The sequence below is a fragment of the Allobosea sp. 47.2.35 genome, from assembly GCF_024655635.1.
Classification (GTDB): domain Bacteria; phylum Pseudomonadota; class Alphaproteobacteria; order Rhizobiales; family Beijerinckiaceae; genus Allobosea.
The window spans coordinates 55,304-81,782 of record NZ_JANLGI010000009.1; the positions used below are offsets into that span (position 1 = coordinate 55,304).

24 protein-coding genes are annotated in these 26,479 nt (G+C 66.2%); 6 read left to right on the forward strand and 18 right to left on the reverse strand.

Annotated elements, in window-relative coordinates; translation table 11 throughout:
• Nucleotides 1-88: 88 nt before the first annotated feature.
• Nucleotides 89-1,108 carry a sugar-binding transcriptional regulator gene (locus NUV79_RS13075; RefSeq protein ID WP_257733517.1) on the forward strand — a complete coding sequence of 340 codons (1,020 nt, stop codon included), beginning with the start codon at nucleotides 89-91 and terminating at the stop codon, nucleotides 1,106-1,108.
• Nucleotides 1,098-1,454 (forward strand): hypothetical protein, encoded by a 357-nt coding sequence (locus tag NUV79_RS13080; RefSeq protein WP_257733518.1) that lies wholly within the window; start codon nucleotides 1,098-1,100, stop codon nucleotides 1,452-1,454. Before NUV79_RS13075 ends, NUV79_RS13080 begins: the two co-directional genes overlap by 11 nt.
• A gap of 6 nt (nucleotides 1,455-1,460) precedes the next feature.
• Here the strand turns inward: NUV79_RS13080 and NUV79_RS13085 are convergent, their stop codons facing one another.
• The 10 genes from NUV79_RS13085 to NUV79_RS13130 all read right to left on the reverse strand — a co-directional run bounded on the left by NUV79_RS13085 (nucleotide 1,461) and on the right by NUV79_RS13130 (nucleotide 11,960).
• Nucleotides 1,461-1,982 carry a hypothetical protein gene (locus tag NUV79_RS13085; RefSeq protein ID WP_257733519.1) on the reverse strand — a complete coding sequence of 174 codons (522 nt, stop codon included), beginning with the start codon at nucleotides 1,980-1,982 and terminating at the stop codon, nucleotides 1,461-1,463.
• A gap of 11 nt (nucleotides 1,983-1,993) precedes the next feature.
• Nucleotides 1,994-2,923, reverse strand: coding sequence for a nucleoside hydrolase (locus tag NUV79_RS13090; RefSeq protein ID WP_257733520.1), 930 nt, complete (start codon nucleotides 2,921-2,923; stop codon nucleotides 1,994-1,996).
• 1 nt (nucleotide 2,924) lies between these two features.
• Nucleotides 2,925-3,689, reverse strand: a complete 765-nt coding sequence (locus tag NUV79_RS13095; RefSeq protein ID WP_257733521.1) for an ATP-binding cassette domain-containing protein — start codon at nucleotides 3,687-3,689, stop codon at nucleotides 2,925-2,927.
• 69 nt (nucleotides 3,690-3,758) lie between these two features.
• On the reverse strand, nucleotides 3,759-4,703 hold the full coding sequence (locus NUV79_RS13100; protein WP_257733522.1) for a sugar ABC transporter substrate-binding protein: 945 nt from the start codon (nucleotides 4,701-4,703) through the stop codon (nucleotides 3,759-3,761).
• Between the two features lie 38 nt (nucleotides 4,704-4,741).
• Nucleotides 4,742-5,698 (reverse strand): ABC transporter permease, encoded by a 957-nt coding sequence (locus NUV79_RS13105; protein ID WP_257733523.1) that lies wholly within the window; start codon nucleotides 5,696-5,698, stop codon nucleotides 4,742-4,744.
• Between the two features lie 69 nt (nucleotides 5,699-5,767).
• A complete protein-coding gene (locus NUV79_RS13110; protein WP_257733524.1) occupies nucleotides 5,768-7,285 on the reverse strand; it encodes a xylulokinase in 1,518 nt (505 codons plus the stop codon).
• 118 nt (nucleotides 7,286-7,403) lie between these two features.
• A complete protein-coding gene (locus NUV79_RS13115) occupies nucleotides 7,404-8,414 on the reverse strand; it encodes a Gfo/Idh/MocA family protein (RefSeq protein WP_257733525.1) in 1,011 nt (336 codons plus the stop codon).
• A 13-nt stretch (nucleotides 8,415-8,427) separates the two neighbouring features.
• On the reverse strand, nucleotides 8,428-9,450 hold the full coding sequence (locus tag NUV79_RS13120) for a Gfo/Idh/MocA family protein (RefSeq protein ID WP_257733526.1): 1,023 nt from the start codon (nucleotides 9,448-9,450) through the stop codon (nucleotides 8,428-8,430).
• Nucleotides 9,451-9,452: 2 nt separating this feature from the next.
• Nucleotides 9,453-10,628 carry an extracellular solute-binding protein gene (locus NUV79_RS13125; protein WP_257733527.1) on the reverse strand — a complete coding sequence of 392 codons (1,176 nt, stop codon included), beginning with the start codon at nucleotides 10,626-10,628 and terminating at the stop codon, nucleotides 9,453-9,455.
• A 147-nt stretch (nucleotides 10,629-10,775) separates the two neighbouring features.
• Nucleotides 10,776-11,960: an ROK family protein gene (locus NUV79_RS13130; protein WP_257733528.1), complete on the reverse strand. Its 1,185-nt coding sequence runs from the start codon at nucleotides 11,958-11,960 to the stop codon at nucleotides 10,776-10,778.
• Nucleotides 11,961-12,076: 116 nt separating this feature from the next.
• Between NUV79_RS13130 and NUV79_RS13135 the strand changes: the two genes are divergently transcribed.
• The 3 genes from NUV79_RS13135 to NUV79_RS13145 are packed head-to-tail and all read left to right on the forward strand — an operon-like array spanning nucleotide 12,077 to nucleotide 15,085.
• Nucleotides 12,077-12,823 carry a glucosamine-6-phosphate deaminase gene (locus NUV79_RS13135; protein WP_257733529.1) on the forward strand — a complete coding sequence of 249 codons (747 nt, stop codon included), beginning with the start codon at nucleotides 12,077-12,079 and terminating at the stop codon, nucleotides 12,821-12,823.
• A 2-nt stretch (nucleotides 12,824-12,825) separates the two neighbouring features.
• On the forward strand, nucleotides 12,826-13,860 hold the full coding sequence (locus NUV79_RS13140) for an N-acetylglucosamine-6-phosphate deacetylase (protein ID WP_257733530.1): 1,035 nt from the start codon (nucleotides 12,826-12,828) through the stop codon (nucleotides 13,858-13,860).
• Between the two features lie 31 nt (nucleotides 13,861-13,891).
• Nucleotides 13,892-15,085 carry an extracellular solute-binding protein gene (locus NUV79_RS13145; protein ID WP_257733531.1) on the forward strand — a complete coding sequence of 398 codons (1,194 nt, stop codon included), beginning with the start codon at nucleotides 13,892-13,894 and terminating at the stop codon, nucleotides 15,083-15,085.
• Nucleotides 15,086-15,196: 111 nt separating this feature from the next.
• Here the strand turns inward: NUV79_RS13145 and NUV79_RS13150 are convergent, their stop codons facing one another.
• From NUV79_RS13150 to NUV79_RS13170, 5 genes are read right to left on the reverse strand one after another with little or no spacing between them, the layout of a single operon-like run.
• Nucleotides 15,197-16,858 (reverse strand): ABC transporter ATP-binding protein, encoded by a 1,662-nt coding sequence (locus tag NUV79_RS13150; protein ID WP_257733532.1) that lies wholly within the window; start codon nucleotides 16,856-16,858, stop codon nucleotides 15,197-15,199.
• Nucleotides 16,855-17,673 carry an ABC transporter permease gene (locus NUV79_RS13155; RefSeq protein WP_257733533.1) on the reverse strand — a complete coding sequence of 273 codons (819 nt, stop codon included), beginning with the start codon at nucleotides 17,671-17,673 and terminating at the stop codon, nucleotides 16,855-16,857. Before NUV79_RS13155 ends, NUV79_RS13150 begins: the two co-directional genes overlap by 4 nt.
• 50 nt (nucleotides 17,674-17,723) lie before the next feature.
• On the reverse strand, nucleotides 17,724-18,668 hold the full coding sequence (locus NUV79_RS13160; protein ID WP_257733535.1) for an ABC transporter permease: 945 nt from the start codon (nucleotides 18,666-18,668) through the stop codon (nucleotides 17,724-17,726).
• Nucleotides 18,669-18,727: 59 nt separating this feature from the next.
• On the reverse strand, nucleotides 18,728-20,269 hold the full coding sequence (locus NUV79_RS13165) for an ABC transporter substrate-binding protein (RefSeq protein WP_257733536.1): 1,542 nt from the start codon (nucleotides 20,267-20,269) through the stop codon (nucleotides 18,728-18,730).
• A gap of 29 nt (nucleotides 20,270-20,298) precedes the next feature.
• Nucleotides 20,299-21,183 (reverse strand): alpha/beta hydrolase family protein, encoded by an 885-nt coding sequence (locus tag NUV79_RS13170; RefSeq protein WP_257733537.1) that lies wholly within the window; start codon nucleotides 21,181-21,183, stop codon nucleotides 20,299-20,301.
• Nucleotides 21,184-21,353: 170 nt separating this feature from the next.
• Here NUV79_RS13170 and NUV79_RS13175 point away from each other — a divergent pair, with 170 nt between their 5' ends.
• The gene (locus tag NUV79_RS13175; RefSeq protein WP_257733538.1) at nucleotides 21,354-22,019 is read left to right on the forward strand and encodes a GntR family transcriptional regulator; all 666 of its coding nucleotides are present in this window, start codon (nucleotides 21,354-21,356) and stop codon (nucleotides 22,017-22,019) included.
• A gap of 10 nt (nucleotides 22,020-22,029) precedes the next feature.
• Here the strand turns inward: NUV79_RS13175 and NUV79_RS13180 are convergent, their stop codons facing one another.
• From NUV79_RS13180 to NUV79_RS13190, 3 genes are all read right to left on the reverse strand, one after another.
• Nucleotides 22,030-23,571, reverse strand: coding sequence for an ABC transporter substrate-binding protein (locus NUV79_RS13180; protein WP_257733539.1), 1,542 nt, complete (start codon nucleotides 23,569-23,571; stop codon nucleotides 22,030-22,032).
• A gap of 85 nt (nucleotides 23,572-23,656) precedes the next feature.
• Nucleotides 23,657-25,216, reverse strand: a complete 1,560-nt coding sequence (locus tag NUV79_RS13185; protein ID WP_257733540.1) for an ABC transporter substrate-binding protein — start codon at nucleotides 25,214-25,216, stop codon at nucleotides 23,657-23,659.
• Between the two features lie 44 nt (nucleotides 25,217-25,260).
• The gene (locus tag NUV79_RS13190; RefSeq protein WP_257733541.1) at nucleotides 25,261-26,403 is read right to left on the reverse strand and encodes a C45 family autoproteolytic acyltransferase/hydrolase; all 1,143 of its coding nucleotides are present in this window, start codon (nucleotides 26,401-26,403) and stop codon (nucleotides 25,261-25,263) included.
• Between the last annotated feature and the right edge of the window lie 76 nt (nucleotides 26,404-26,479).

A 26,479-nucleotide genomic window follows, 5' to 3' on the forward strand; every position in this document is an offset into this window, starting at 1 on the left:
GCGCACAGATGTTCAAACGGGTTGCCTTGGACGGTGCGATGCGGTGATGCTGGGCAGACGCCGCGAGGCGATCCGGTCGGGAGTCGTGGTGGAAGACGCATTCGGAGCAGGACAGATCCAGGGCGAGATGCCGGTGGCGGAGGCGAAGGTCCGCGCCGCCTGGCTCTATTATGTCGAGGGCCTGACGCAGGAGCAGATCGCCGAGGCGCTGGGGCTCAGCCGGATCAAGGTGATCCGCATGCTGGCGGCGGCGCGCTCCGAAGGGCTGGTCAAGATCAGGATCGATGCGCGCTCGGCCCGGCAGGCGGGGCTTGAGCGTGGGCTGGTCACCGCCTTCGGCCTGAAGGAGGCGGTGGTGGTACCGGCGGCGCGCGATGCGGCCAGCGTCTCGGCGCTCGTCGGCTATGCGGCCGGTCTCTGGCTTTCCGACAAGCTGACCGACAACATGTCACTGGCCGTCGGCTGGGGGCAGACCCTGCATCTGGCGCTCCGGGGCATGCAGCCGCGCCAGATCGAAGGCATGTCTGTCGTCTCCTTGCTCGGCGGCCTCACCCATTCGCGCAGCATCAATCCTTCGGCGGTGGCGCGCCGTGTCGCCGACATGTTCGGGGCCGACTGCTTCCAGTTGACCGCGCCGGTCTTCGTCTCGAATGCCGAGATCCGCGATGCGCTCTGGCGCGAGCCGACCCTGCGGGATTTGCTCGACCGGGCGCGGGCGGCCGATGTCGCGCTGGTCAGCGTCGGCGATCTCGTGCCGGATTCGACGCTGTTCCGCGAGGGGCTGTTACCGCAATCCGATCTGGCGGGTCTGAAGAAGGCCCGTGCGGTCGGCGACCTCGTCTGCCATTTCATCGATGCCGAGGGCGAGCTGGTGGACCATCCGGTGAACAGGCGTATCATGGCGGTGAGTCCGGCCGACCTCCGGGGCATCGGCCTTGTCGCGATCGCGGCTGGCGGTGCCCACAAGGAACATGCGATCCGCGCAGCCTTGCGGGCGAGCGCGGCGAAGGTGCTGATCACGGATGAAGGCGCTGCGGAGGCCTTGCTGGCCGGCAGCGCGAAACAGACGGCAGAGGGAGCCGAACGGGAGAGACGCCATGGCCAATAATTTCGAGCAGTTCGCGCGCAACTCCCTGCAGTTCCGGCCCTCCGACATCCGCCTCATGCTGGAGCGCGTGCATTCCCATGTCGTCAAGCCGCGCATGACCGCCGAGGAGTTGCTGGAAGTCGTGCAGGGCCTCGGCTTCGCGACGGTCGAGGCTTTCGGCGACCAGATCGGGCTGGAGCGGCGGACCTCCGAGAGCTGGGCGCGCTACGGGCTGTCGCGCGATGCGGCGCAATTGCTGCTGGCGCTGCTGAACTATCGCCAGCGCCTGCTCGACGCGATGGACGATTTCGAGAAGACGACCCAGATCCCGCTGGACGGGTTCTTCGAGAACCAGCAGCTGCCCTGAACCGCGTCAGCGGCAGAAAGCGGCGCAGCCGGCTTCCCAGAATGCTTTGCCGGATTCAAGCGCCGGCACGGACGGACGCGGCTTGCGGCCGGGCAGGTCGGCGGGGACGGGCTTCACCTGCTCCCACCAGCCATGGGCGCATTGCGAGCGGAAGGCCATCTGGTCGGAGATCGAGGTGCCCTCCTGCTCCAGAACGGCATCGAGCGCCGCGCAGGTTTCGCGCAGGCGCGTGTCGTGGGCATCGCTCGGATCATTGGCGTAGTCGTGGAAGGCCTCGGTGAAGCTCTCCATCTCGCGGGCGATGTGCGGCCAGTCACTACGCCCGAGATTCCAGGCGTCCATCCATTCGCGAACGACCGTCTCGACAGCTTCGGCCTTCGGTCTGTCCTTGACCTTGCGGGCCGTGGTCAGCATGTGGCGCATCAATTCGGCGCGGGCATGAGCATGGCGGGCACGCAAGGCCGCATCCTGCATCTTCGCGATGGCTTCTGCTGCTTCCTGCTGCAGCGCTTCGACGAAATGCGGCATGTCCGGGTCTTTCAAGGCAGCGTGGCGAGGCGTTCGATCATCCGCTCGAACAGGTCATGGGCCTGCACGGCCGAGACGACATGGGCATTGGGCTCGCGCTTGAGGCGGCCGTTCCAGTCGATCGTGGTGCGCCCGCGCAAGGGGCCGTCGCCGATCTCGACCGTGACGAAGCAGTCGCGGCCCTCGAACAAGTCCGGCCAGAGCAGGAAGGCGATGACGCAAGGGTCGTGCATCGGATGGCCGTTCGAGCCGAGCCCGCCGGGGCGCGGGCGCGTCAGCATGCCGTGAACGGCCTTGCCCGCCGCGTTGCCGAGCGCGCCGATGCGGGTGATCTGGTCATGGCTGGCGATGGCCTGGAGCGTGACGCCGAGGCCGAACATCACGACCGGCCGGCCGCAATCGAACACGACCGCCGCCGCATGCGGGTCGACATAGGTGTTGAACTCGGCGGCAGGCGTGATGTTGCCGAGGCCGATGGCGCCACCCATCAGCACGATGCGTTTCACTTTGGGCAGGATATCGGGCGCCAGCCGGAAGGCGAGCGCAAGATTGGTCAGCGGCCCGAGCGGGCAGAGCGCGATGCCGTTCGCAGGCGCCGCGCGGCAGAGATCGATGATCGCCTGTACGGCGTGACCGGGTGCGGTCTCGCTCTTCGGCAGGGGCAGATCGGCGCCGGCGAGCCCATCGGGACCGCAGACGAATTCGGCGGTTTCGAGAGCGAAGACCAGCGGGCCCTCCGCGCCGCGATGCACGGGGATGTCGTCGCGGCCGGCGAGATCGCGGATGCGCAGCGCATTCACTGTCGTCTGCGCGACCGGGACATTGCCGGCGACCGTGGTGATCGCCCTGAGATCGATCTGCCCGGCGCTCGCGAAGGCGAGCAGCAGGGCAACGGCGTCGTCCTGGCCGGGATCGGTATCGATGACGACGGACTCGCGCATCTCAGGCCGCCTTGGCGTTGCCGGCCATGATCATATGGGCGATGTCGTCGGCGGTGAGGTCACCGAGGGGGCGATCGACGTATTTGCGGCCGGCGCCCATGATGACGACGCGGTCGGCCAACGCCACAACGTCGCGCATGTTGTGGCTGATCAGGATGACGGTGCGGCCGTCCGCCTTGAGCTTGCGGATCAGGTCGAGGACGAGCGCGCTTTCCTTGACGCCGAGCGCGGCGGTCGGCTCGTCCATGATGATGATCTCGGCGTTCCAGCGCAGCGCGCGCGAGATCGCGACGGCTTGGCGCTGGCCGCCCGAGAGGCGCTCGACCGGCCGGTTCATATCGGTGACGGCGGCCGAGAGCTGCGCGAGATAGCGCTGCGCTTCCGCGATCATCTTCTTCTTGTCGAGGATGCGCAGGAAGGGCAGCAGGACGGGCCTGGTCAATTCAGAGCCCATGAAGACGTTCTGGGCAATGGAGAGGCGCGGCGCGAGCGCGAGGTCCTGGTAAATCGTCGCGACGCCGTTCTCCAGCGCATCGTGCGGCGAGGCGAAAGTCACCGGCTTGCCGCGCAGGCTGATCGTGCCGCTCGTCGCCTCCTCGGCGCCGGAGATCACCTTGATCAGGCTCGACTTGCCGGCGCCGTTGTCGCCGCAGAGTGCCACGACCTCGCCCGGGAAGATGTCGAGATCGACATCGCGGACGGCGACGACCGGGCCATAGGCCTTGCCGATGCCGCGCAGCGAGAGGAAAGGGGTGGGGTCGGTCATCGTCTGTCCGGGAATTGGCAGCCGCAAGGTTCCGTCACGCCCAGGGCAGGCCCATGACGGTTGCTGTCCTCACTTCTTCAGGAACTGCTGGACGTTGTTCTTGTCGACCAGCACGGCTTCCGTGAAGAGATAGGGGCCGGGCGTGATGCTCTCCTTCGGCTTCTTCTCGACGACGATCGCCTGGATCGCATCGACCGCCTGCTTGCCCATCTCGTCGAAAGGCACGGCGACGGTCGCCATGAAGGTCGAGTTCGGATCGGCGATGCGCTCGTAGCTCTCCTTGCCGCCATCGACCGAGACCAGCGGGATCTGGCCCTTCTTCACCCCTTGAGCCTGCAAGAGGTCGTCGATGATATAGGCCTGTCCGTCAAACGAGGCCCAGATGCCGTTGATCTTGCCCTGGTTCTGCAGGAGCAGCGCCTGCATGCCGGCGCGGACGTCGTCGCGCCAGCTCTGGGTGCGGGCCATCGAGAACTTGCCGAGCTCCTTCACCGCCTGGTTCTCGGCGAGGACGGCATCGAGCAGACGGCCACGGATGCGCGAGGCGACGTTGAGGTCGAAGCGGGCCGAGACGATGTTGCCCTGATAGCCGAGCTGGCCGAGCAGGTAGAGCGCGGCATCGGCGCCGACCTTGTACTCGTTGGTCTGGATGTCGAAGAGCGCATGCGGGCTCGAACCCGACTGCACGGTGATGACCGGGATCTTGGCGTCCTTCGCCGCCTTGAACTGGGCGTCGGCCTCGACCGGCTTGCCCATGGCGATGATGATGGCGTCGACCTTCTTGGCGATCAGCGCGTCGAACTGCTCGGCATGCTTCGGCAGCGCGCCTTCCGAGTTCAGCAGCGTGACGTTCCAGCCCTTGGCCCTGGCGGCGGCAGCAGCCGCATTGGCGACGCGCGCATGCGTTTCCGAGGTGAACTGGAAGCCGATGATGCCGACCTCGAAGGCCCCGGCCGATTGGCCGAGTGCGACGAGCGCGGCGGCGGCGACGAGCATTTTCCTGAACCCGAACATGAAACCCACTCCCCTCATTCTGCTTGTGGTTGTCGAAATCAGACCTTGAACGCCGCCTTCTTCATCGCGCTGGCCGAGAAGGCGACCGAGCCGATGATGATCGCGCCGAGCACGATGTCCTGGATGTAATAGGGCGCGCCCAGCAGCACCAAGCCGTTGCCGAGCACCTTGAGCACGAGCGCCGCAAAGACCGTGCCGGGAATGTTGGGCTTGCCGGGCTCGAACATGGTCATGCCGAGCAGCACGGCGGCGATGGCATAAAGCAGGTAGTCGCCCGCCATGTTCGGCGCGGCCGAGGACAGGTTGGCGGCAAGCAGCATGGCCATGAGGCCGGCGAAGACGCCGGAGAGTAAAAGGCCGATGCGCTTCATCCGGGCGGTGGCGATGCCGGCGAGCCGCGCGGCCTCGTCCGCCTCGCCGGTCGCGACCATATGAGCGCCGGTCCGTGTCCATTTGACGAGCCCATAGGCGAAGAGCGTGGCGCCCGTCATCCAGAGCACGAGATTGGGAATGCCGAAGGAGTAGCCCCGCGCAAGCCCGGTGAAGCCGACCGGCCAGCGCCCGACGAAAGCCACCCCTTGCGTGATCATGAAGGCGAAGCCCTTGGCGATCGCCGCGGTGCCGAGTGTCATGATCAGCGAGGGGATGCGCAGCACGGTGACGCCGTAGCCGTTCAGCGTGCCGAGAACGATGCCGACACCAATCGCAGCCGATACCGCGACGGCGGGCGGATATTGCGCATGGACGAGCCAGCCGCAGACCACCGCCGCGAGGCTCGCCATTTCCGCGACGGAGAGGTCGAGCTCGGCCACGGTGAAAGCCAGCGCGAAGCCGAGCGCGAGGATGGCGAGGAAGCTCGTATCCTTCAGCACGTTGATGATGTTCATCGTGCTGGCGAAGTTCGGCGCGAAGATCAGGAAGAACAGGATCAGGGCCAGACCGGCGATCGCCGTGCCGTAGCGTCCGATCAGTTCGCGCGGGTCGATACGGCCCAAGCTCAGCGTTCCTTCTTCGCGATCATGCGCGCCGGCGCCCGGTTTCGAATCGTCGGCATGATCAGTCCTTTACGTCGCGCTTTCCGGGTTGGCGAGGCCGGGCAACGCGGCCGTGTTCTGCGCCAGCGCAACGAGATTGGTCGAGATCGGCGCGAGCGCTGCTTCGCTCTGCCGATAGAGGGCATAGAGTGCGTTATAGGCCGGGCGGCGCGCCGGGTCGGGCTCATAGCGTCTGCTGATCGTGACGAGGGCATCCTGCGCCGCTTCCAGCGAGGCGAAGCGGCCAAGGCCCGTCCAGGCGATGATCGCCGCGCCGAGCAGGCCGGGTTCTTTGGCGGCGCCGACCGCGATCGGGCGGCCGCAGATATCGGCCTTGACCTGTGCCCAGACCGGATTGGCCGCAGCGCCGCCGCCGAAGCGGATTTCGTCGACGCGGGTGCCGAGCGCGCCTTCCGCCCGTTCCAGCACGAGGCGGTTCTGGCAGGCGACGCCTTCGAGCACGGCATAGGCGAGATCGGTCGGCCCGTGCCGGCGGCCGAGCCCGATGAAGGCGCCGCGCAGGTTCGGGTCCCAATAGGGTACGCGCTCACCCTGCAGATAAGGCAGGAAGAGCAGCGGCTGCGGGTGGCGCTGGCCAGCGAGAAGGTGCTCGATCGTCTCGCCGACAGGGCCGGTGCCACCGAGCAGGCCGGTGAGCCAGGCGATGGTGTCGGCGCCGTTCTGGCTGGGGCCGCCGAGATGCCAGAGGCCGCGCCAGTCGACGGAGATGAGCCCCTCGGCTTCGGCCTGATCGGGGCCGAGCACGCCGAGCACCTCGGTGGTGCCGGAGATGTTGTAGGCATAGCCCGAGCGCAAGGCGCCGAGCCCCGCGACCGCCGCCCAGGTATCGTTGCAGCCGCAGAAGACGGGGACGCCGGCGAGCCTGTCGAAGGGTGCGGGCAAGCCGGTGATGGCGGAGCCGACGATATCGATTGGTTCGAGGATCGCCGGCATGATGTCCGGCGAGAGGCCTATTGCGCCGAAGCCGGAGCCGCCATTCAAGCTTTCCGCGCAAGCGACAAGGCGTGCGAGCGAAACCGGGTCGCTCGCCTTCCGGCCAGTCAGGCGGAAATTCAGGTAGTCCTTGGGCTCGAGCACGCAAGCGAGCGCGAGGGCATTGAGGGGTTCGTTCTCGGTCAGCCAGGCGAGGCGGGCGAGCGGGTGGAAGGCGTTGATGCGACTGGCTTCGGGATGATCGGCCAGCGTCTCGCGCAGGCGAGCGGCAATGCCGACGGAGCGCGCGTCCTTCCATGTCATGGCCGGGCGCAGTTCCTGCCCGCCATGGCCGAGGAAGACCTGCGTCCGGGTCACGCCGCAGATCGCGATGCCCTGGATCTTTGCAAAAAGCTCCGGCGCCTGTTCGGCGAGCTTGCCGGTGGCTTCGAGCAATAGCGCCCACCAGGCCTGCGCCGGCACTTCCGAGCGGTCGAGATGGTCGTCCAGGACCGGGCCGGGCACGGCATGCTCGACCTGCTTCACGCCGCGATCGTCGATCAGCGCGGCGCGGAAGCTGCTGCCACCGAGATCGCAGGCTAGGACGACATTCATCGTCCGGCCCTGAGCGAGAAGAGACGGTGAGGGGACGGGAGGGCGAGCTTCACGAGGCGACCTTCGGGCATCGAGTCTTGGAGCGCTATAAATCGCCTGCGAGTCAAGGAGGCCTCGTTCAGGCGGCGCGCTCTGCAGCCTTCAGGATGTCATCGACGAGCCTTTGCGAGGCCAGCGCTTCCTCGCCGGTGACGACGGGATCGCGGCCCTGCTCGATCGCATCGAGGAAATCGGCGATGACGGCGCGATGGGCGTCATGCGGGAAGTCCATGATGTTGGCGCCGCTGCCGGTCGAGCCCTCGGCCTCGACGATCTCCTCGCGCCCGTCGAGGAAAGCGAGGCGCAGGCGTCCGCCGATCAGGGCCGCGAAGCCCTTGCTGCCGGTGATCTCGATGCGCTCGGGATAGCCGGGGTAGGCGGTGGTGGTCGTCACCAGCGTGGCGGGGGCGCCGTTGGCGGTTTCCATAAGGGCCGAGACATAGTCCTCGGTCTCCATGCGGTGGAGGGCGGTGGTGCGGGCCTGCGCTGCGACGACCTTCGACACACCGACGAGCGAGCGGAACAGGTCGAGCGAGTGGATCGCCTGCGTGAGCAATACACCACCGCCATCGCGGGCGAGCGTGCCGCGGCCCGGCTCGTCATAGTAACTCTGCGGGCGCCACCACGGCACGGACAGGAAGGCGGCTTCGATCGTGCCGAGTTCGCCGGAAGCGAGCGCTGCCTTGAGGCGCAGGCTTGCCGGGCGGAAACGGTGCTGCAAGGTCACGCCGAAGGTCTTAGCCGTGCGGCGCGCGGTATCGACGAGGCGCTGGCCGCGCTCGCTGGTCAGCTCCAGCGGCTTCTCGACGAGAACATGTTTGCCGGCTTCAAGACAGAGCGCGGAGACGTCGAGATGGCTCGAGGGCGGCGTCAGCACGATGCAGGCATCGACTGCCGGATCGTTCAGCACTGCGTCGAGATCGGTCGTGGTCGGGAAGGGGAATTGCGCGGCATAGGCCTTGGCGCGGTCGGGTGTCCGGCTCACGGCCCAGCGCGTCTCGGCGCGCTCAGTGAGGTCGAGCAGGCTTTTCGAATGCGGCAGGGAAGCGGGGCCGAGCCCGATCACGGCGATGCCGAGCTTGCGTGTCATGACGGGTGGCTCCTCAAGCGCGAGCGGCCGGCTTTGCCGGCAGCCAGGCGGCCTTGGCCTGCGCCTCCAGTGCGAGCCGGCAGACGGTGAAGGCATGACGCTGGCTCATCGCGGTTTCGCTGCGGTTGGCGATGTCGGCGACGAGGTTGCGGAAATAGGTCAGCGGTTCGGCGGAGGCGTCGATATGGCGGGTGCCGGCCTTGTCGACGAGGAAGACATGGTCGGTGCCGGGGCGGCCGGCGATGTCGACATATTTGCGCAGTTCGATCGTGCCCTCGGTGCCGAGGATGGTGAGGCGGCCATCGCCCCAGGTCGGCAGCCCGTCGGCCGTGAACCAGTCGACGCGGATATAGCCGCGGGCCCTGTCGCTGCGCAGCAGAACCTCGCCGAAATCCTCGAAATCGGGCAGGTCCGGCGTGCCGAAATGGCCGATGCCGGAGGCAACGATCTGCGCATCGTCGGAGCCGGTGAAGTGTAGGAACTGGTCGATCTGGTGCGAAGCGATATCGGTGAGGATGCCGCCATAGTTGCGCTTGTCGAAGAACCAACCCGGCCGGATCGCGCGATTGAGCCGATGCGGGCCCATGCCGAGCGTCTGAACCACGCGGTCGATCGCGCCGTCCGCAATCAATTTGCCGGCTATGATCGTCGCCGGGACGGTGAAGCGCTCGGAGAAGCAGATCGAGAAGATGCGGCCGGTCTCCGCGACCACCTTCTCGACGGCGGCAAGCTGGTCGAAATCGGTGACGCCGGGCTTGTCGACCATCACGTCCTTGCCGGCCTGCATGGCACGGATGGCGATCGCGGCCCGCTCTGCGGGAATCGCGGCGCAGACGACCAGATCGATCGCGGGATCGTCGATCAGCCGGTCGGCCGTGCTCTCCGGCAGATCGGGGAAACGCTCGCGGAAGCCCGAGAGGACGCGCTCGTCGCTGGTCGCGGGATCGAAGCCGACGCAGGTCGCGCCGGCTTCGAGGAGACCACCGACCATATGGTAGATATGGCGGTGGTCGAGGCCGATGGCGGCGAAGCGCATGGTTATTGCGGCGCGTTGTGGCCGACGCCGATTTCCTGGTCCCAGCGCCGGAACGCGGCGACGAGACGCTCGGGCGTCAGCGGCGGGCGGGTCGGCAGGCTGGTGATCAGCCCGTCATATTCCGGCCGGCCGTATTCGGCGAGGATGTCGCGGCTCTCCTGCGGCGCCATCGCGAGCGTGACGCCCTTGATCGCCGGGCCCGGATAGAAATAGCCCTTGTCATAGGTCACGGCCTGGGCTTCCGGCTTCAGCATATGAGCCATCAGAGCGACCAGTGCCGGCATCTTGTCGGCCGGGACGCCCTTGGGGATGCACATGAACTGGGTGTCGGGAATCCAGTGCGTGTTGGCGAGGACGAAGACCTTGGCCTCCTTCGGCACGATGCCGAGGACGCGCGGGTTGATGTCCCAGCCGAGCGTCGAGACGATGACGTCGCGGGTGCCTTCGCCGAGTTCCTTCATCGTCGCGGCGGTGCCGCCCGGATAATAGTCGACGCCAGTGCCGAGCTCCTTGAGATAGGCCCAGGTCTTGTCCCAGCCCTTCATCGGATCGGTCGGGTCGGCATCGCCGAGGATGTAGGGCAGACCCTGCAGCCAAGTCCAGCCGGGGCCGGAATTGACCGGCCGCGCATAGGTGAAGCGCTTCGGGTTCTGCTTGACATAGGCGAGCAGATCCGCAGCCGTCTTCGGCACGGTCTTGAGCCGCTCGGGCGCATATTCGAAAAGCGGGCCCGAGGGCGAATAGACCACCGCGACGCCTTCGTTCTGGCCGAAATTGCGCTGCATCATCAGCGCCTGCTCGTGATAGATGTCCTCCGGCTTCGGCAGGTCCTTGGCATGGGACTTCCAGACATCGACCCAGAGCCCCTGCTGGATGCCGTCCGACATGGCGCCGGGGCCGGTGAGCACGAGGTCGATATCGACGCGGTTGGCCTGCTGCTGGGCCTTGAGCTTGGCCGGCAGCTCCGGCGAGGGCGCGCGCGAGAAATTCAGGCGCGAAACCAGCTTCGGATTGTCCCTGGCGAATTTCTCGATGGCGATCTGCGTCAGCTGAAGATTGCCGGCGACATCGATGATGTTGAGCGCGACGGGCGCGCTCTGCGCCAGCGCTCCACCGGCTTTCAACGCGGCGAGGCCAGCCGCTCCGGCCATGACGGTGCGACGTGTCGGATGGGTCATGATCTCTCCCTGGGTTGAGCTCTCTTTTGCGATGCCGTGAGCGGCATCCGGAGCATTTGACTGGGATACTAGTGCACCACTTTTCGGCGCGCCAGCGGATTCCGTGGCATGGCGGACACCGCGCCGGGACATGGCGGACAGAGGCGATCAGGCGTGTTCGAGCAGGAGAGCCTCGGCCGCGCGGCTGAGCAGGGGCGCGGCGGCGCCGTGGATTTCGTAGAGATGGCTGGCGGGCACGCCGGCGAGATCGGGCACGGCGAAGCCGTCCATGGTGCCTTCGGCCCGGAACAGCGTGTTGAACCGGGCCCAGAGCTGCGGATTGGCAGAAAAGGGGCCGCTGATCGCGATCCGGGCAGGGAACAGCATGCGGCAGGCATTGGCGAGCGCGCGGGCCACCAGTTCCACCGCTGTCTCCATCTCGGGCAGTGACAGGAGATCGAGGCCGGCGAGCTGCCGGGCGAGCCGGACCTCGTCCTGATCGAGATCGGGCCAGTGCTGGCGCAGCGCCGGGAGCAGAGACCAGAGGGCCGCACCGGTTTCGAGGCAGGCGGTGTTGCCGCAGCCGCAGCGGCGGCCGTTCAGCGCGGCGAGGCGCCAATGGCCGATCTCGCCGAAGGAGCCGGTCGGGGCGAAGGGCTCGCCATCGACCGCATAGGCGAGCCCAACGCCCCAGCCCCAGTGCAGCAGGATCGTGCCTCCCGCGAAGTTCTCGGGCTCGCGGGCAGCACGGGCGCGCAGTTCGGCATCGAGATTGCGGCAGATCGTAACCGGCCCGGCCACAGGCTCGAGTACGGAGGCGATGTCGAGCCCGCGCATGCGCGGCCAGCGCGAGGCCAGCAACCATTGGCCCTGCTTCAGGTCGATCAGGCCGGAGAGCGACACGGCGGTGCCGGCATGGCTCATGCCCGGCGGCATGGCGTCGAGGAGATCGCGCGCGAGCTCCGCCATCACGGCGGCGATCGCGGCATTGTCGGCATCGCCCGCGATCGGGCGTCGACGCTCGGCGACGAGATGGCCGTTGAGATCGACCAGCGCGCCGGAGAGCGACTGGCTGGAGACATAGATCACGGAAGCGCCGATGCGGCGGGTATGGGCGACGAGGATCGCCGGCGGCCGTCCGCGCCCGCTCGCCTCGCCGACGGCCTCGATGACGAGGCGGCGCGCGATGAGATCGCCGACGACGCGGGAGACGCTGGTCGAGCGCAATTGCAGGATGCGGCCGATATCGGCGCGGGAATGGGCCTCGCCATTGAGGATCAGCCGGTAGATCCGGGCGCAGTCCCGGTCATGGGCAAGCGCGAGGCGGGTTTCGTCGAGCGTCAATAGGGACAAGGCAGGCTCTATTCGGAACGGTTGCGTTCAAAATTAATCGTTGCGTTTCGGAGGAAGCTTCATAAGCTCGTTCTCAGAATATCGGAAAATTACTGGCTTAAAAGGTTCAAAATTCGATGATCGAGATGCATCTCGCCTCCGACAAGGACGAGCTCGGCCGGCAGGCGGCGGCGCTGGGCGCGCAGGCGATCCGCGACGAGCTCGCCCGCAACGGCGCGGCGACGATCATCGTGGCGACGGGCGCCAGCCAGTTCGAGATGCTGAACCATCTCGTCATGGCCGAGGGCATCGACTGGTCGAAGGTCACGGCCTTCCATCTCGACGAATATGTCGGCCTGCCCGAGAGCCATCCGGCGAGCTTCCGGCGCTATCTGCGCGAGCGCTTCATGGCGCCGCTCAAGAATGCGCCGACCTTTATCCCGGTCGATGGCGAGGGCGATCCCGCGGCAATGGTGAAGCAGCTGGATCAGCAGATCGCCGGCAAGCGCATCGCCGTCTGCTTCGCGGGGTTCGGCGAGAACTGCCATCTCGCCTTCAACGACCCGCCGGCCGATTTCGACACCGAGGAACCCTATCTCGTCGTCAATCTCGACGATGCCTGCCGGCAGCAGCAATTCGGCGAAGGCTGGTTCCCGAGCTTCGAGGACGTGCCGCAGCAGGCGATTTCGATGAGCATTCGCCAGATCCTGAAGAGCGAATTGATCGTGCTGTCCGTCTCCGACACGCGCAAGGCCGCGGCGACCAAGGCGGCGCTGGAAGGGCCGGTCAGCAATCTGGCGCCCGCCTCGATCCTGCAGACGCACAAGCGGACGGTGCTGTTCATCGATCCGCCGGCCGCCTCCCTGCTGAGCCGGAAGGGCTGACCATGCACACGCCCGGTCTTGTCGATCTTCAGGTGAACGGCTTTGCGGGGCTGGATTTCAACTCCGGCACTGTCACAGCGGCCGAACTCGACCGGGCGCTGGAGGCGATGCTGGCTACGGGCGTCACCACCTGCCTGCCGACCATCATCACGGCCCATCCGCATGAGCTGGAGGAGCGCTTCCGCGCGCTCGATGCGGCGGTGACGGGCAGCCGGCTCGGGCCACTGATGTGCCCGGCCTATCATCTCGAAGGCCCGTTCCTGAATCCGGCTGTCGGCTATTGCGGCTGCCATCCGCCGGAAGCCATGACGGCGGCGACCCCGGACCTGATCGCCAATCTCGAAAGGCTTCTGTCACGGCCGATCCTGATGGTGACGCTGGCGCCGGAGATCGAGGGCGGCATCGCGCTTGCCGGCAAGCTCGCCCGCATGGGCAAGGTCGTCGCCATCGGCCATTCCGCTGTCGATTTCGAGATCGTCGCGGCGGCCGCCGATGTCGGGGTGACGCTCTCGACACATCTTGGCAACGGCCTGCCGCAGGACCTGCCCAAGCTGTCGAACGCGCTCTTCGCCCAGCTCGGCGAGGACCGTTTGATGGCGGGCTTCATCGCCGACGGCATCCACCTGCCTCCGAAAGCGCTGAAGAGCCTGATCCGGGCCAAGGGGTTCGAGCGCTCGATCCTCGTGACCGATGCGGTGGTCGCGGCGGGCGCCGTGCCCGGCCGCTACAGCTTCGCCGGGATGCCGGTCGAACTCCGGCCCGACGGCTCGGTCTATCAGGTCAACGGCGATTCGCTGGCGGGTTCGGCGCTCAAGCTCGACGATGCCGTCCGCAATGTCGTCGCCTGGGGCATCGTCACGCCGGAGGAGGCGGTCGCGATGGCCTCGACCCATGCGCTGGCGTGCATCGCCGATGCCCTGGCCGGCGCCGGGATCACCTTGCCGGAGAGCGCGATCGAGTGGTCGCCGGATCTCCGGGTTCGCAGCGTGCGCGTCGGCAACGAGCGCCGTGACTTTGCCGCCGAGGCGGCTGCTTGAGACGTCGTCAACCAACGAAAAGGGGAGAAGCATGAGCGAATTTTCCAAAGGTGTGGATCGCCGCACCGTCCTGGGCGGCCTCGGCGCGCTGACACTCGGCGGCAGTGGCGCTCTCGCCGCCGTGCCGGCGCTGCCCTCGGCGCCGGTCGGCATCAACATCATCGATGTCGGCGGCGCGCTCGCGCTGATGCAGCAGGCCTTCGACGACTACCGCGCTAACAATCCCAAGCTCGTCTCGCGCATCACTTATGTAAAGGCGCCGGCGCCTGAGCTGGCGAGCAAGATCAAGGCACAGCAGGATGCCGGCCGCGCCGATCTCGATCTCGTCCTGACCGGCTCGGACGGTCTCGCGGCCGGCCTGGAGCAGAATCTCTGGCTCAAGATCTTCCCGGATTTCGCCGCGAAGTTCCCGAATATCGAGCAGAACTACGAGCCGGCGGCGCTCAACCTGCACAAGGTCCAGGGTGCGGGCTTCGGCACGGTGGTGAATTACTACCCGTCCGGGCCGCTGCTCGAATACATGCCCGATCGCGTCAAGCAGGTGCCGACCACGGCCGAGGAATTGCTTGCGTGGGCCAAGGCCAATCCGAACAAGTTCATGTATGCGCGCCCGACCAATTCCGGCCCGGGCCGCACCTTCATGATGGGCCTGCCCTATATCCTCGGCGACAAGGATCCGCAGGACCCGGTCAATGGCTGGGACAAGACCTGGGCCTATCTGCAGGCGATCGGCGAGTACATCGAATACTATCCGGCCGGCACCGGCGCGACGATGAAGGAATTCGGCGACGGCTCGCGCGACATCATCATCTCGACCACGGGCTGGGACATCAACCCGCGCGCGCTCGGCATCGTGCCGAAGGAAGCCAGGATCCAGACGCTGAAGGGCTTCCACTGGGTCTCGGACGCCTTCTTCATGTGCGTGCCGAAGGGCATCCCGAACGACCGCCTCGCCGTCGTGCTCGACATCATGGCGCATGTGCTGACGCCGAAGATGCAGGCCTATTCCTATGACGAGGGCTATCTCTATCCGGGCCCGGCGGTGAAGGACGTACCGCTGTCGCTGGCGCCGAAGCGCAGCCAGGAGGTGATCGCGGAGTTCGGCCGGCCCGAATATGCCGACCTCATCGCCAAGAACCCGATCGAATTGCCGCTGAAGCCCGACAAGATGGTCGTTGCCTTCCGCAAATGGGACGAGCTGGTCGGCGCCAAGCGCAAGCGCTGATCGACACCGACATCTCTTCGCTCCGCCTTGTGGCGGAGCGAAAGAAAAGGCCCGGAACCATCACGCGGTGCCGCCACCGCCGATGGTTCCGGGCCGATTTATTTCGGGGCCTTAGCCCGTGATGGCCTTGTCGTTTTCGGTTCGTCTCCAGAAGAGCCTGACGCCGCCTTCGGGGGTGGATTCGAGGCCTGGTACGGCAGCGAGGAGCTTCTGCGTGTAGGGGTGTTTGGGGTCATCGAAGATATCGTCGCGAGGGCCTTCCTCGACGATGCGGCCGTCCTGCATGACGATGACGCGGTCGGCGACTTGCTCGACCACGCCGAGATCGTGGCTGATGAACAGGCAGGAGAAGCCGTGCTTCTTCTGCAATTCGTCGAACAGTTCCAGCACCTGCGCCCGGACCGTGACATCGAGGGCCGAGACCGGCTCGTCGGCGATGACGAAGCTCGGCCGGCGCACGATGGCGCGGGCAATCGCGATGCGCTGGCGCTGGCCGCCGGAGAGCTCGTGCGGATAGCGCTCGGCGAAGCCGTCGCCTAGTCCAACCTCTGTGAGCACCTCCGCGACACGCGCCTTGCGGTCGGCCGGGCTCATGTCCGAGACCAGCCGCAGCGGCTCGGCGACGAGCTGCCCGATCGTCATGCGCGGGTCGAGCGAGGAATAGGGATCCTGGAAGACCATCTGGCAGTTCAGCCGATAGTCCCAATAGGCCGTCTCGCTCCTCGTGATCGGCTTGCCGTTGAAGCGGATCTCGCCGCCGGCCGGCTTGACCAGCCCCGCGATCGACTGGCCGAGCGTGGTCTTGCCCGAGCCCGAGCCGCCGACCACCGCGACGACCTCGCCCGGCTGCACGTCGATGCTGATGCCGTGCAGCGCGCGCTTCGCCTGCTCCTTGCGGAAGAAGCCCTGGCGGCCGGGGTACTCGACGATGAGGTCGCGAACCGCGACGATCGGCGTCTTCGCCTCCGGCAGGAGGCGGGCCGGCAGGCGATGCGGCATCGCCGAGAGCAGCTTGCGGGTATAGGGGTGCTGCGGCCGGGCGAGGATATCCTCGCTTTGGCCCTGCTCGACCAGGTCGCCCTGGCACATCACGACGATGCGGCTGCAATAGCGCGCGACCATGCCGAGATCATGCGAGATCAGCAGCACGGCGGTGTCGTTGGCCTGGGTCAGCTCGACCATCAGCTCCATGACGTCGCGCTGGACGACGGCGTCGAGCGCGGTGGTCGGCTCGTCCGCCAGCAGCAAGGCCGGCTTCAGTAGCATCACCGAGGCCAGCATGATGCGCTGGCGCATGCCGCCGGAGAACTGATGAGGATAGGCGGTGAGCGCCCCTTCGGGATCGCGTAAGCCCACGCGCTTGAGCATGTCGAGGATCAGCGCGCGCCGGCCAGCGGCGTCGAGCTTGCGGTGCAGCGCCAGGCCCTCGTCGAGCTGGCGCCCGATCAGCATCGAGGGATTGAGCGAGGTCATCGGCTCCTGGAAGACCATGCCGACCTTGGAGCCGCGCATCGTGCGCAGGTCCTTGGCAGACATCGCCATCACGTCCTGGCCGTCGAAGCGGATCGTGCCCCCCTCGAGCCGGACCGCCGGCGGGATGAAGCCCATCACCGCGCGGGCCGCGAGCGTTTTCCCTGAGCCGGATTCGCCGACGATGCCGACGATCTCGCCCGGGAAGACCTGGAAGGAGACGTCGTTGACGACGGTCCGGCCGGAGCCGCCGATCTTCAAGGTGAGATTGGCGACGTCGAGGAGAGGCGCTGTTTTGGTCATCGCGAGCCCCTCATCCGCGGGTCGAGCCGGTCGCGCACGGCGTCGCCGAGCAGGTTGATGCCGAGCAGGGTCAGCGAGATGCACAGGCCCGGGAAGATGCCGAGCCAGACGGCCTGGCCGATATAGGGGCGCGAGCCCGCGAGCATGTTGCCCCAGGTCGGGGCCGGCGGCGGTACGCCCAGGCCCAGGAAGGAGAGCGCGCTCTCGGCCAGCAGGACATAGCCGAACATCGAGGTCGCCAGCACGGTCAAGGGCGCGATGCAGTTCGGCAGGATGTGGCGGGCCATGGTGAAGGCCTCGGAGTTGCCCATCACCCGCGAGGCCGCGATGAACTCGCGCTCGCGCAGCGAGAGAACCGTGCCGCGCACGACACGGGCGACCGAGGGCGTATAGGCGATGCCCAGGGCTACGATGATGCCGTATTTGTTGGCGCCGACCACCGCGAGCAGGCCGAGTGCCAGCAGGATGCCGGGGAAGGCCAGCAGCGCATCGTTGAAGGCCATGATGATGCGATCGGTCCAGCCACGCATATAGCCGGAGAACAGGCCGATCAGCGTGCCCATCACGACGGCGAGCGTGACGGTGAGGATCGAGATCCAGACCGAGGTCGCCGCACCCGCCATCAGGCGCGAAAGCACGTCGCGACCGAACTCGTCAGTGCCGAGCCAGTGCAGTGCGCTGGGCGCGGCCAGCTTCTCGCGGAAGGAGAGCTTAAGCGGATCATAGGGCGTCCAAAGCGCGCCGATGCAGGCGGTCACGAGCAGGATGCCGATCAGCGTGCCGCCGACGATTGCATTGGGGGCGGGGAGTTTCATGCGGCGGGGCTTCCTGACGGTGCCGCCAGTGTTCAGGGTGCTGTCACTGCTCATTGCGCCGTCACCCTTGGATCGAAGACCGGGTAGCAGAGGTCGATGACGAGGTTCACCAGCACATAGGTGAAGGCGACGAAGAGCATGCAGCCCTGGATGACAGGATAGTCGCGGGCGAAGATCGCATCGACGAGCAGGCGCCCGAGGCCGGGGATGGTGAAGACCGTCTCGACCACCGCGATGCCGCCGAGCAGGTTACCGAGCACGAGGCCGATCAGGGTCCAGGTCGGGCCGAAGGCGTTCTTGAAGGCATGGCGCCAGAGCACCGCGCCCTCCGACAGGCCCTTGGCACGGGCATGGGTGATGTAGTCGAGCCGGAGCACCTCCAGCGTCGAGGCGCGGGCCATGCGCAGGATCACGCCGATCTCGTGCAGGAACAGCGTCATGATCGGCATGACCAGGTAGAGGATGCCGGCCCAGGGGTTCTCGGCGATCGAGACATAGCCGACGACCGGCAGCCATTCGAGTTTGAGCCCGAAGAACAGCAGCAGCAGCAGGCCAAGCCAGAAGGTCGGGATCGAGAGCAGCAGCGTCGCGGTGGCGACGAGGCCGAGATCGAGGGCTGAATCCTGCTTCCAGGCGGCGATCACGCCGGCCGGCACCGCAACGCAGCTCGCCAGCAAGACCGCGACCAGCACGATCTGGGCGGAGACCCAGAAGCGCTGCAGGATCAAGGGCAGAACCGCCTGCTGCGACGAGATCGACTGGCCGAAATCGCCACTCACGACATTGCCGATCCAGATGCCGAACTGGGCCGGCAGCGACTGGTCGAGCCCCAGCCGGGCCCTGAGATCGGCCAGGCTCGCCGGCGTCGCGAGATCCCCCAGCATCAGCTGGGCCGGATCACCCGGAATCAAACGGATCAGGACAAACACCGACACCGCAACAATCAGCAGCGTCGGTAGCGCCATGGCGATCCGCGTCAGCGCAAATCGGAACATCGAAGGCCCTCCCAAGCCTTGGAAACCGGCCCCGTCTCACGACGAAGCCGGCAATCGCCTTACTTCGCGACGCTGACTTCCCAAAGGCGCAGCTGGGACGCCCAGGGCGTCACGCCGCTCACCCGCTTGTTGTGGGCGACGATGTCGAGGTCGTTATGGGTGAAGATGGTCGGGACCTCGTTGATGAAGCGCTTGTGCAGCTCGTCGAAGATCTTCTGGCGCTCTGCGGTGTCGGTCACCACCATCGACTTCTGGATCAGGGCGAGCGCCTCCGGCTCCTCCCAGATCTTGCGCGGCTGCTTGTCCTTCGGGCCGGCAATCTGCTCGAAGCCGAGCGCGGGGTCGAAGCGGCTTGAATAGGAGAAGGACTGCATCTGGTAGTTGCCCTTGTTGTAGCGGTCCAGCTGCGTCGCCCATTCCAGCACCTCGATCTCGGCATTGATGCCGGCGGCCTGCATCATCGCCTGGGCGATGACGGCGGTGTTGAAGCTCGGCACCGAAGAACGCTTGTTGGCGAGGATCGTGATCTTCTCGCCCTTGTAGCCGGCCTTCTGGAGCAGGGCCTTGGCCACGGCCGGATCATACTTGAAGCCCTGTTTCTGGACGTCGCCGAAATATTTCGAGGTCGTATAGACCGGCGAGTTGTTGGGCTTGCCGAGGCCGTTCGAGACGTTGGCGACGAGCTCGGGGAAATCGATCGCGGCAGCAATCGCCTGCCGCAGGGCCTGGTTCTTCATGACGGGATCGCGCGTCTGGATGATCAGGCTGTGGCGGACCGGGTTCGGCGCGATGGCCAGCGTCAGGTTCGTGGCCTTCTTGAGGTCGGGCACATCCGATTCCGGCATCAGCGCCATGTCGAGCGAGCCCGCCAGCAGGCCGGCCTTCACCGTCGCCGCGTCGGGGATGACCATGAAGCGGGCTTCCTTCACCAGCGGACGCTTCGAGCCGATATAGCCGTCGCGCTTGTCGCCTTTGGGCGAGACATACTGGTCGAAGGCGAGAAGCTGGACCGACTGGGCGCGCTTCCATTCGCCGAGCATGAAGGGGCCGGTACCGATCGGCTTGTCCCAGCTGCCATCGGCCTTGACCGAGTCCTTGTGGATCACGGCGGTGCCGCCGCAATCGGCGCGGGCGAGCGAGTCGAGGAAGAGGCCGTTCGGCTCGTTGATCTCCATCACGACGGTGTCGGCATCCGGGGCCGCGATCTTCTCGACCTTGAGGCCGTTGCGGCCGTCGAAATCGGAGAGGCAGCGCCAGTCGGTCTTCGCGTCCATGTAGCGGTTCCAGCTCCACAGCACGTCGGCCGAGGTCATGGTCGCGCCGTTGTGGAACTTGACGCCCTTGCGCAGGCGGAAGGTGTAGGTCTTGCCGTCCGGCGATATCTCGACCTTCTCGGCGAGCAGCGGGCCGACCGAGCCGTCCTCGGCATAGCCGACGAGGCCTTCGACCATGTGCAGCACGACGGAATCGGTGTTGCCGTCACGGTTCACACCCGGATTGGTCGAGCGGATATCGGCGTTGAGTACGGCCGTCAGCGTCTGGGCCTGAAGGGCGCCGGCCGAGAGGGCGAGCGCGGCGGCGGAGACAAGGAGGCGCTTCATGATGGTTCCCCTGTTGTCGTTATGATCGTTCAGGCCGCCTTCCGGGCGGCGCGGATGCGTGCGAGCTCGCCGGCGAAGAAATCCTCGACGACCGGCACGACCTTGACGCCGTCATGCGGGGTGTTCGGCACGAGGTCGAAGCGGGCCGCGATGCCATGCGCGGCGAAATTGTCGCGCAGGCTCGCCAGCCGCTCTGGCCGGTTGGTGCCGGCATGGTTGGCGTCCGGCATCCAGTTGCGGCCGCCGGGCTTGTGGGTGATCTCCCAGGTCTCGAGATCGGCGGCGCCGACGACCATCTGCACCGCGACCTGCTTCATCGCGGGGATGTCGAGCTGCTGCCCGAAGAGCTCGGCGAAGTTGCGCGTGCCGACCCACCAGTCGCGGCTGGGGTCGAGCAGGGTGACCGAGCCCGGCGCGCCGATCGAGACGCCCCAGAGCTTGTTGGGCTGGAGCATCAGGAAGCGATGGGCGAAATGGCCGCCGCCGGAATAGCCGAACAGGCCGAAGCGATCGAAGGCGATGCCGTAACGCTCGGAGACCTCCTCGACGATGGCAAGCAGAACATGGTCGTAACGGAGGTTGCCCTCGCGCATGTACTTGAAGCCGTCGCGATAGCCGTCGCCCATCACGCCGATCGGGAAGAGCGGCGCCAGGATGATGCAGTTGTTCCAGCGGGCGAAGGACGAGAAGGCATCGCGATAGCCGGTGAAGCCGCGGCCGGTGCCGTGCATCGCGACGATCAGCTCGGGCTTTTCGCCGCCTTGGCCCAGGCTCGGCGGGACATAGAGGCAATAGGGGAAGCGGGGGTCGTGCTTCGACGAATAGATCGAGGTCGGCCCGTACTCGTAGAGCGCCTTGGCGCGGGCGGCCGCCTCGGTGTCGGGCTTGGCGGTCTGTTCAGCCACGGCGTTCACGGGCTCTCTCTTATGGCGAAATTATTGGCGCCAATTATGTTGCATGATATGGTTGTCTTCGCAACCAACTTCTTCCGTGTCGCGCGAATCCTGCTAGAGCATTGTTCCGCTGCATTTTCTTCACGCGAACCGGTGCCCAATCCGCTCGAAAATGCTTTAGAGAGCCTGCCATGACGTCCGAGCGGAAACGCAAGAACACCAGCACGCGGCGCGCCATGCTCGCCAACGAGATCGCGCAGGCGATTCGTCTGCGCGCGTTCAGGCCGGGCGAGTGGCTGCGCCAGATCGATCTCGAGGAGCGCTTCCAGGCGACGCGTTTCGACGTGCGCAGCGCGCTCGACGAGCTCGCCGTGCGCAAGACGATCGAGCATGTCCCGAACCGGGGCTATCGTGTCGCCGAGGTCGACCTGAAGACCTATGAGGAAATCCTCGCGACGCGCATCATCCTGGAGCGGGCCACGGCGGACGGCATCGTCGCGCAGATCGACGATGCCGCGATCGCACGGCTGGACGCGCTGGCGGCGCAGTTCTCCGCTGCGGTCACGACCGGCAGCCGGACCGAGCAGAGCGAGATCAACCGCGCCTTCCATCAATTCATGTACTCCTTTTGCGGCAATGCCGTGCTGGAGGAGATGATCTGGGGTCTGCGGGACCGCGGGCGCGGTTCGCAGATCACGGTGTGGAGTTCGCATGAACTGCTCCAGAAGAGCGATCGCGAGCATTACGAGATGATGGCGGCCCTGAAGGCGCGCGATGCAGGAGCGCTGGCGGCCCTGATCGCGACCCATATCATCAAGGGCGCGCCCGTCGGCCCGGCTCCGGTCGAGCCGGCCTGAGCGGCCGTCGTCACTTGGCGACGGAGACCTCCCAGAGACGCGGCTTGGAGGCGACCCAGGGTGCGAAGCCCTGCAGGCGCTTCGAGACGACGGCCGTATCGACCTGGTTGTAGAGGAAGATCAGCGGCGCATCGGCCAGCATCATCACATGGAGCTGGTCGAAGATCTTGCGGCGCTCGGCCTCGTCACTGACCAGCGTCGCCTTCTCGATCAGCGCATCGGCCTCGCGATTGTCCCAGACCTTGGAGGGCAATTTGTCCTTCGGACCGGAGAACTGGTTATAGCTCTGGGCGGGGTCGATGCGGGCGGAGTAGCTGAAGGACATCATCTGGTAGTTGCCCTTCGAGAAGCGGTCGAGTTGGGTCGCCCATTCCAGGATCTCGATATCGGCCTTGATGCCGGCGGCCTGCAGCATCGCCTGCGCCATGATCGCGATCGGATAGCTCGGCACGGTCGAACGCTTGTTGGCGATCAGCTTGATCGTCTCACCCTTGTAGCCGGCCTCGGCGAGCAGCTTCTTCACGCGCGCGGGATCATGCGTGTAGCGCTTCTTCTGGACCTCGTCGTAATAGGGCGAGGTGACGTAGACCGCCGAATTGTTGACCCTGCCGAGCCCGTTCGAGACGGCGCCGACGATCTCGTCCTGGTCGAGCGCCGCCATGATCGCCTGGCGCATGCGGACGTCGCCGAGCAGCGGGTCGCGGCTCTGGAGCAGGATGCCGTGCTTGGTGGCGCTTGGCGCCGTCAGTACCTGCAGGCCGCTCTTCTTCATCTCCGGCACGTCCTCGTCCGGCACGTCGGCAACGTCGAGCGCGCCCGACATCAGGCCGGCCTTGACGGTCGCGCCATCGGCGATGGCGAGGAACTTGACCTCGGCCGCCAGCGGGCGCTTGGAGCCGACATAGCCGTCGCGCTTGTCGCCGGCCGGGGAGGCATAGGCGTCAAAGTGCTTGAGCAGGACGAATTCGCCGCGGCGCCAGTCGGCAAGCTGGAACGGGCCGGTGCCGACCGGCTTGTCCCAGCTGCCGTCGGGCTTCACCGAATCCTTGTGCAGGATCGCGACCATGGCGCAGTCGGTGCGGGCCATGGTGTCGAGGAAGAGCGCGCTCGGCTTCTCCAGCTTCATGACGAAGGTCGATGCGTCGGGAGCGGTCGTTTCCGTGACCTTGAGGCCGATGCGGCCGTCGAACTCCGGCTTGCAGCGCCAGTCGGTCTTCGCGTCCATGTAGCGGTTCCAGCTCCACAGCACGTCGGCCGAGCTCATCTCGGCGCCGTTATGGAACTTCACGCCCTTGCGCAGGTGGAAGGTGTAGGTCAGACCGTCCGGCGAGACGTCGATCTTATCGGCGAGGAGCGGCGCGACGGCGCCGTTCTCGCGATAGCCGACAAGGCCCTCGACCATGTGCAGCACCACGGCATCGGTGTTGTCGTCGCGATTGACGCCCGGATTGGTCGAGCGGATGTCGGCATTCAGCGCGACATTGATGGTCTGAGCCTGCGCTGCGCCACAGAACAGTGCTAGCGCCAGCGCAGAGGCCGAAAAGCGGATCATTCCCGTTCCCTCGTTATCGTGTCGTCCGCGCATGCCCCGTGGGGCATGCCGCGTTGTCCGAGGCCGCGAAGGCGAGGTGGTGGCTTTACTGGCCGGTGCTGACTTCCCAGGCGCGGGGCAGCGAGCTCAGCGTCGAGACGTAGCCCTGGGTCTTGGCGCCCATCGCGCCGCCGACGATGCCGTTATAGAGCATCACCATCGGCACTTCGGCGATGAAGCGCTTGTGCAGTTCGTCGAAGATCTTCTGGCGCTCGGCCTTGTCGTTCACGACCATGGACTTGTCGAGCAGGGCCTGCACCTCCGGATTGTCCCAGAGCTTGCGCGGTTGCTTGTCCTTCGGGCCGGTCATCGACTCGTAGCTCAGCGCGGGGTCCATGCGGCCCGAATAGGGGAAGGCCTGCATCTGGTAGTTGCCCTTGCTGTAGCGGTCGAGCTGCGTCGCCCATTCCAGCACCTCGATCTCGATGTTGAAACCGACGGCCTGCAGCATCTGCTGGGCGACGACGGCGGCATCGAAGCTCTCGGGATAGCGCTTGTTGGCGAGCATCACGATCTTCTCGCCCTTGTAGCCGGCCTCCGCGAGGAGCTTCTTGGCGGCGGCGGGATCGTATTTCCAGCCCTGCTTCTGGACCGGGCCGTAATAGGCGGAGAGCGCCGGCACGATCGAGTTGTTGGGTGAGCCGATGCCGTCGGTCACGGCGCCGACCAGCTCCTTGGAGTCGATCGCGGCGGCCATGGCCTGGCGCAGCTTGACGTTCTGCAGCAGCGGGTCGCGGGTCTGGATGATCAGGCCGACGAGGCCCATGCTGGTGACGACCGAGGTCTTGACCTTGTCGTTCTTCTTGAGCTCGGCGATGTCGGTATTGGCGATATCCGGGACGACGTCGATATCGCCCTTCAGCAGGGCGGCCTTGGCGGTCGAGTTGTCGGGGATGACGAGGAAGCGCACTTCGTCGACCAGCGGCTTCTTGGCGCCGGTCAGGCCATCGATCTTGCCGGGCAGCGAGGCGTAGTCGGCGAAGCGGTCCAGCTTGATGTACTCGCCACGCTTCCATTCCGCGAACTTGAACGGGCCGGTGCCGATGGGCTTGTCGAAGGAGCCGTCGGCCTTGACCGAGTCCTTGTGGAGGATGCCGGTCATCGCGCAGTCGGTGCGGGCGAGCGCCGAGAGGAAGAGCGCGCTCGGCTTGTCCAGCTCGAAGACGACGGTCTTGTCGTTCGGTGCCGAGATCTTCTCGACCTTGACCTGGCCGCGGCCGTCGAACTCCGACAGGCAGCGCCAGTCGGTCTTCGGGTCCATGTAGCGGTTCCAGCTCCAGAGCACGTCGGCCGCGGTCAGCGGCGCACCGTTATGGAACTTCACGCCCTGGCGGAGGGTGAAGGTATAGCTCTTGCCGTCCGGGGAGATATCGATCTTCTCGGCCAGAAGCGGCTTCGGCAGGGCATCCTCACCATAGGCGACGAGGCCCTCGACCATCTGCACGACGACGCCGTCGGTATTGGCATCGCGGTTGACGCCCGGATTGATCGAGCGGATGTCGGCGCGCAGCTGGATCTTGAGCGTGCTCGCACCGGCGACCTGGACGAGGCCGCCGCACAGCAGCGCGGCGGCGAGGGCGGTGGTGGTGGTTGTTCGGCGCATCATGTTCCCCTGTTGTTTTTCGGTTGTGACGCGATGTCGGAGTGGGATTATTCCGCCGCTTCGGCGAGCAGCACGGGATCCTCGGTGAGGCTGTAGCGGGTGAAGACGCGGTTCTGGGCCGGCAGCGGCGCAACCTCCATGATCCCCTTGGCAGGCTGCATGATCACCATGGCGACCGTGGCCGAGAGATTGCCCTGCTCGTTCGGGCGGGCCGGGCGGCAGACCGAATAGGGCGAGAGGAAATCGTCGAAGAAGGCCTGCTTGAGATCGTCGACGGTGAGCTTGCGGCCGGCCTCGTCGAGCAGCTTGCGGACGCGCCAGTCGCGATAGAAGCTCTCCGGCACGCGCGGGATGCCGGTATCCTTGATCTTGGTCAGCGCGATCTGGCCGACCCAGTGGTTGGCGTGAACGATCATGCCGTCCTGCGGATAGAGCTGGAAAGCCTCGTCCGGGGCGCATTCGAAATCGATGCCGAAACCCTTCACGGTCGAGAGCATCATGTTGTTCGAGCAAGCCTTCGGCGTCGTCGCCACGGCCTTGATCGCGAAGGCGAGATGCTCCTGCTCCAGCACCTTGCGGCGGATCAGGGCGAGCGGCACGCCGGCCTGCGTGAAATCACGCTCGGATTCGAGATAATTGGCGGTGATCGAGATCCCGGCTGCGTTCATGCCGCAGCGGGCAAGGCCGCCGGCCTCGACGAAGGTCAGGAAATCCGGGCCGTCGTCGCGGCGCACGCGCAGCACGATCGCCGTTTCCGCGCATTCGGCCTTCCAGTCCCAGTTCTGGCCGTGGATCAATTCGCCCGAGGCACTGCGCTCCGGCAGGATGATCGCGCCGGTGCAGCCGTCGTCGAGCTCCTCCTGGGCCTCGATCGGCTTGTTCTTGACCAAGCGCGCCTTGGCGATGACCTCGGTGCGGGCATTGACCATGACGATGTCTTCGAGCGCGACGCCGGCGCCGTCGGCGATGCCGCGCATCTCCTCGATGTAATGCGCGCCGAAGGCCTCGATCTCCTTGGCAAACTCGGCGATCAGCGCCGACTTGGCCTTGGCATCGTAGCCGAGCTCGCCGAGCTGGCCGCCATAGAGCTCGATCGAGCGCTTCACACGGCCCGGCACGGCCGCGCCGTGCTGGCGGCCGCGCTCATAAGGGGTGCCGGATACATCGACGAAGGGGCAGGGCTGGACCATGGCGCATATCTTTCCGGTATGCTGACAGGAGATCGTGCTATAGTGTATTTCATCATCAACTAAAACAATCAAGGGC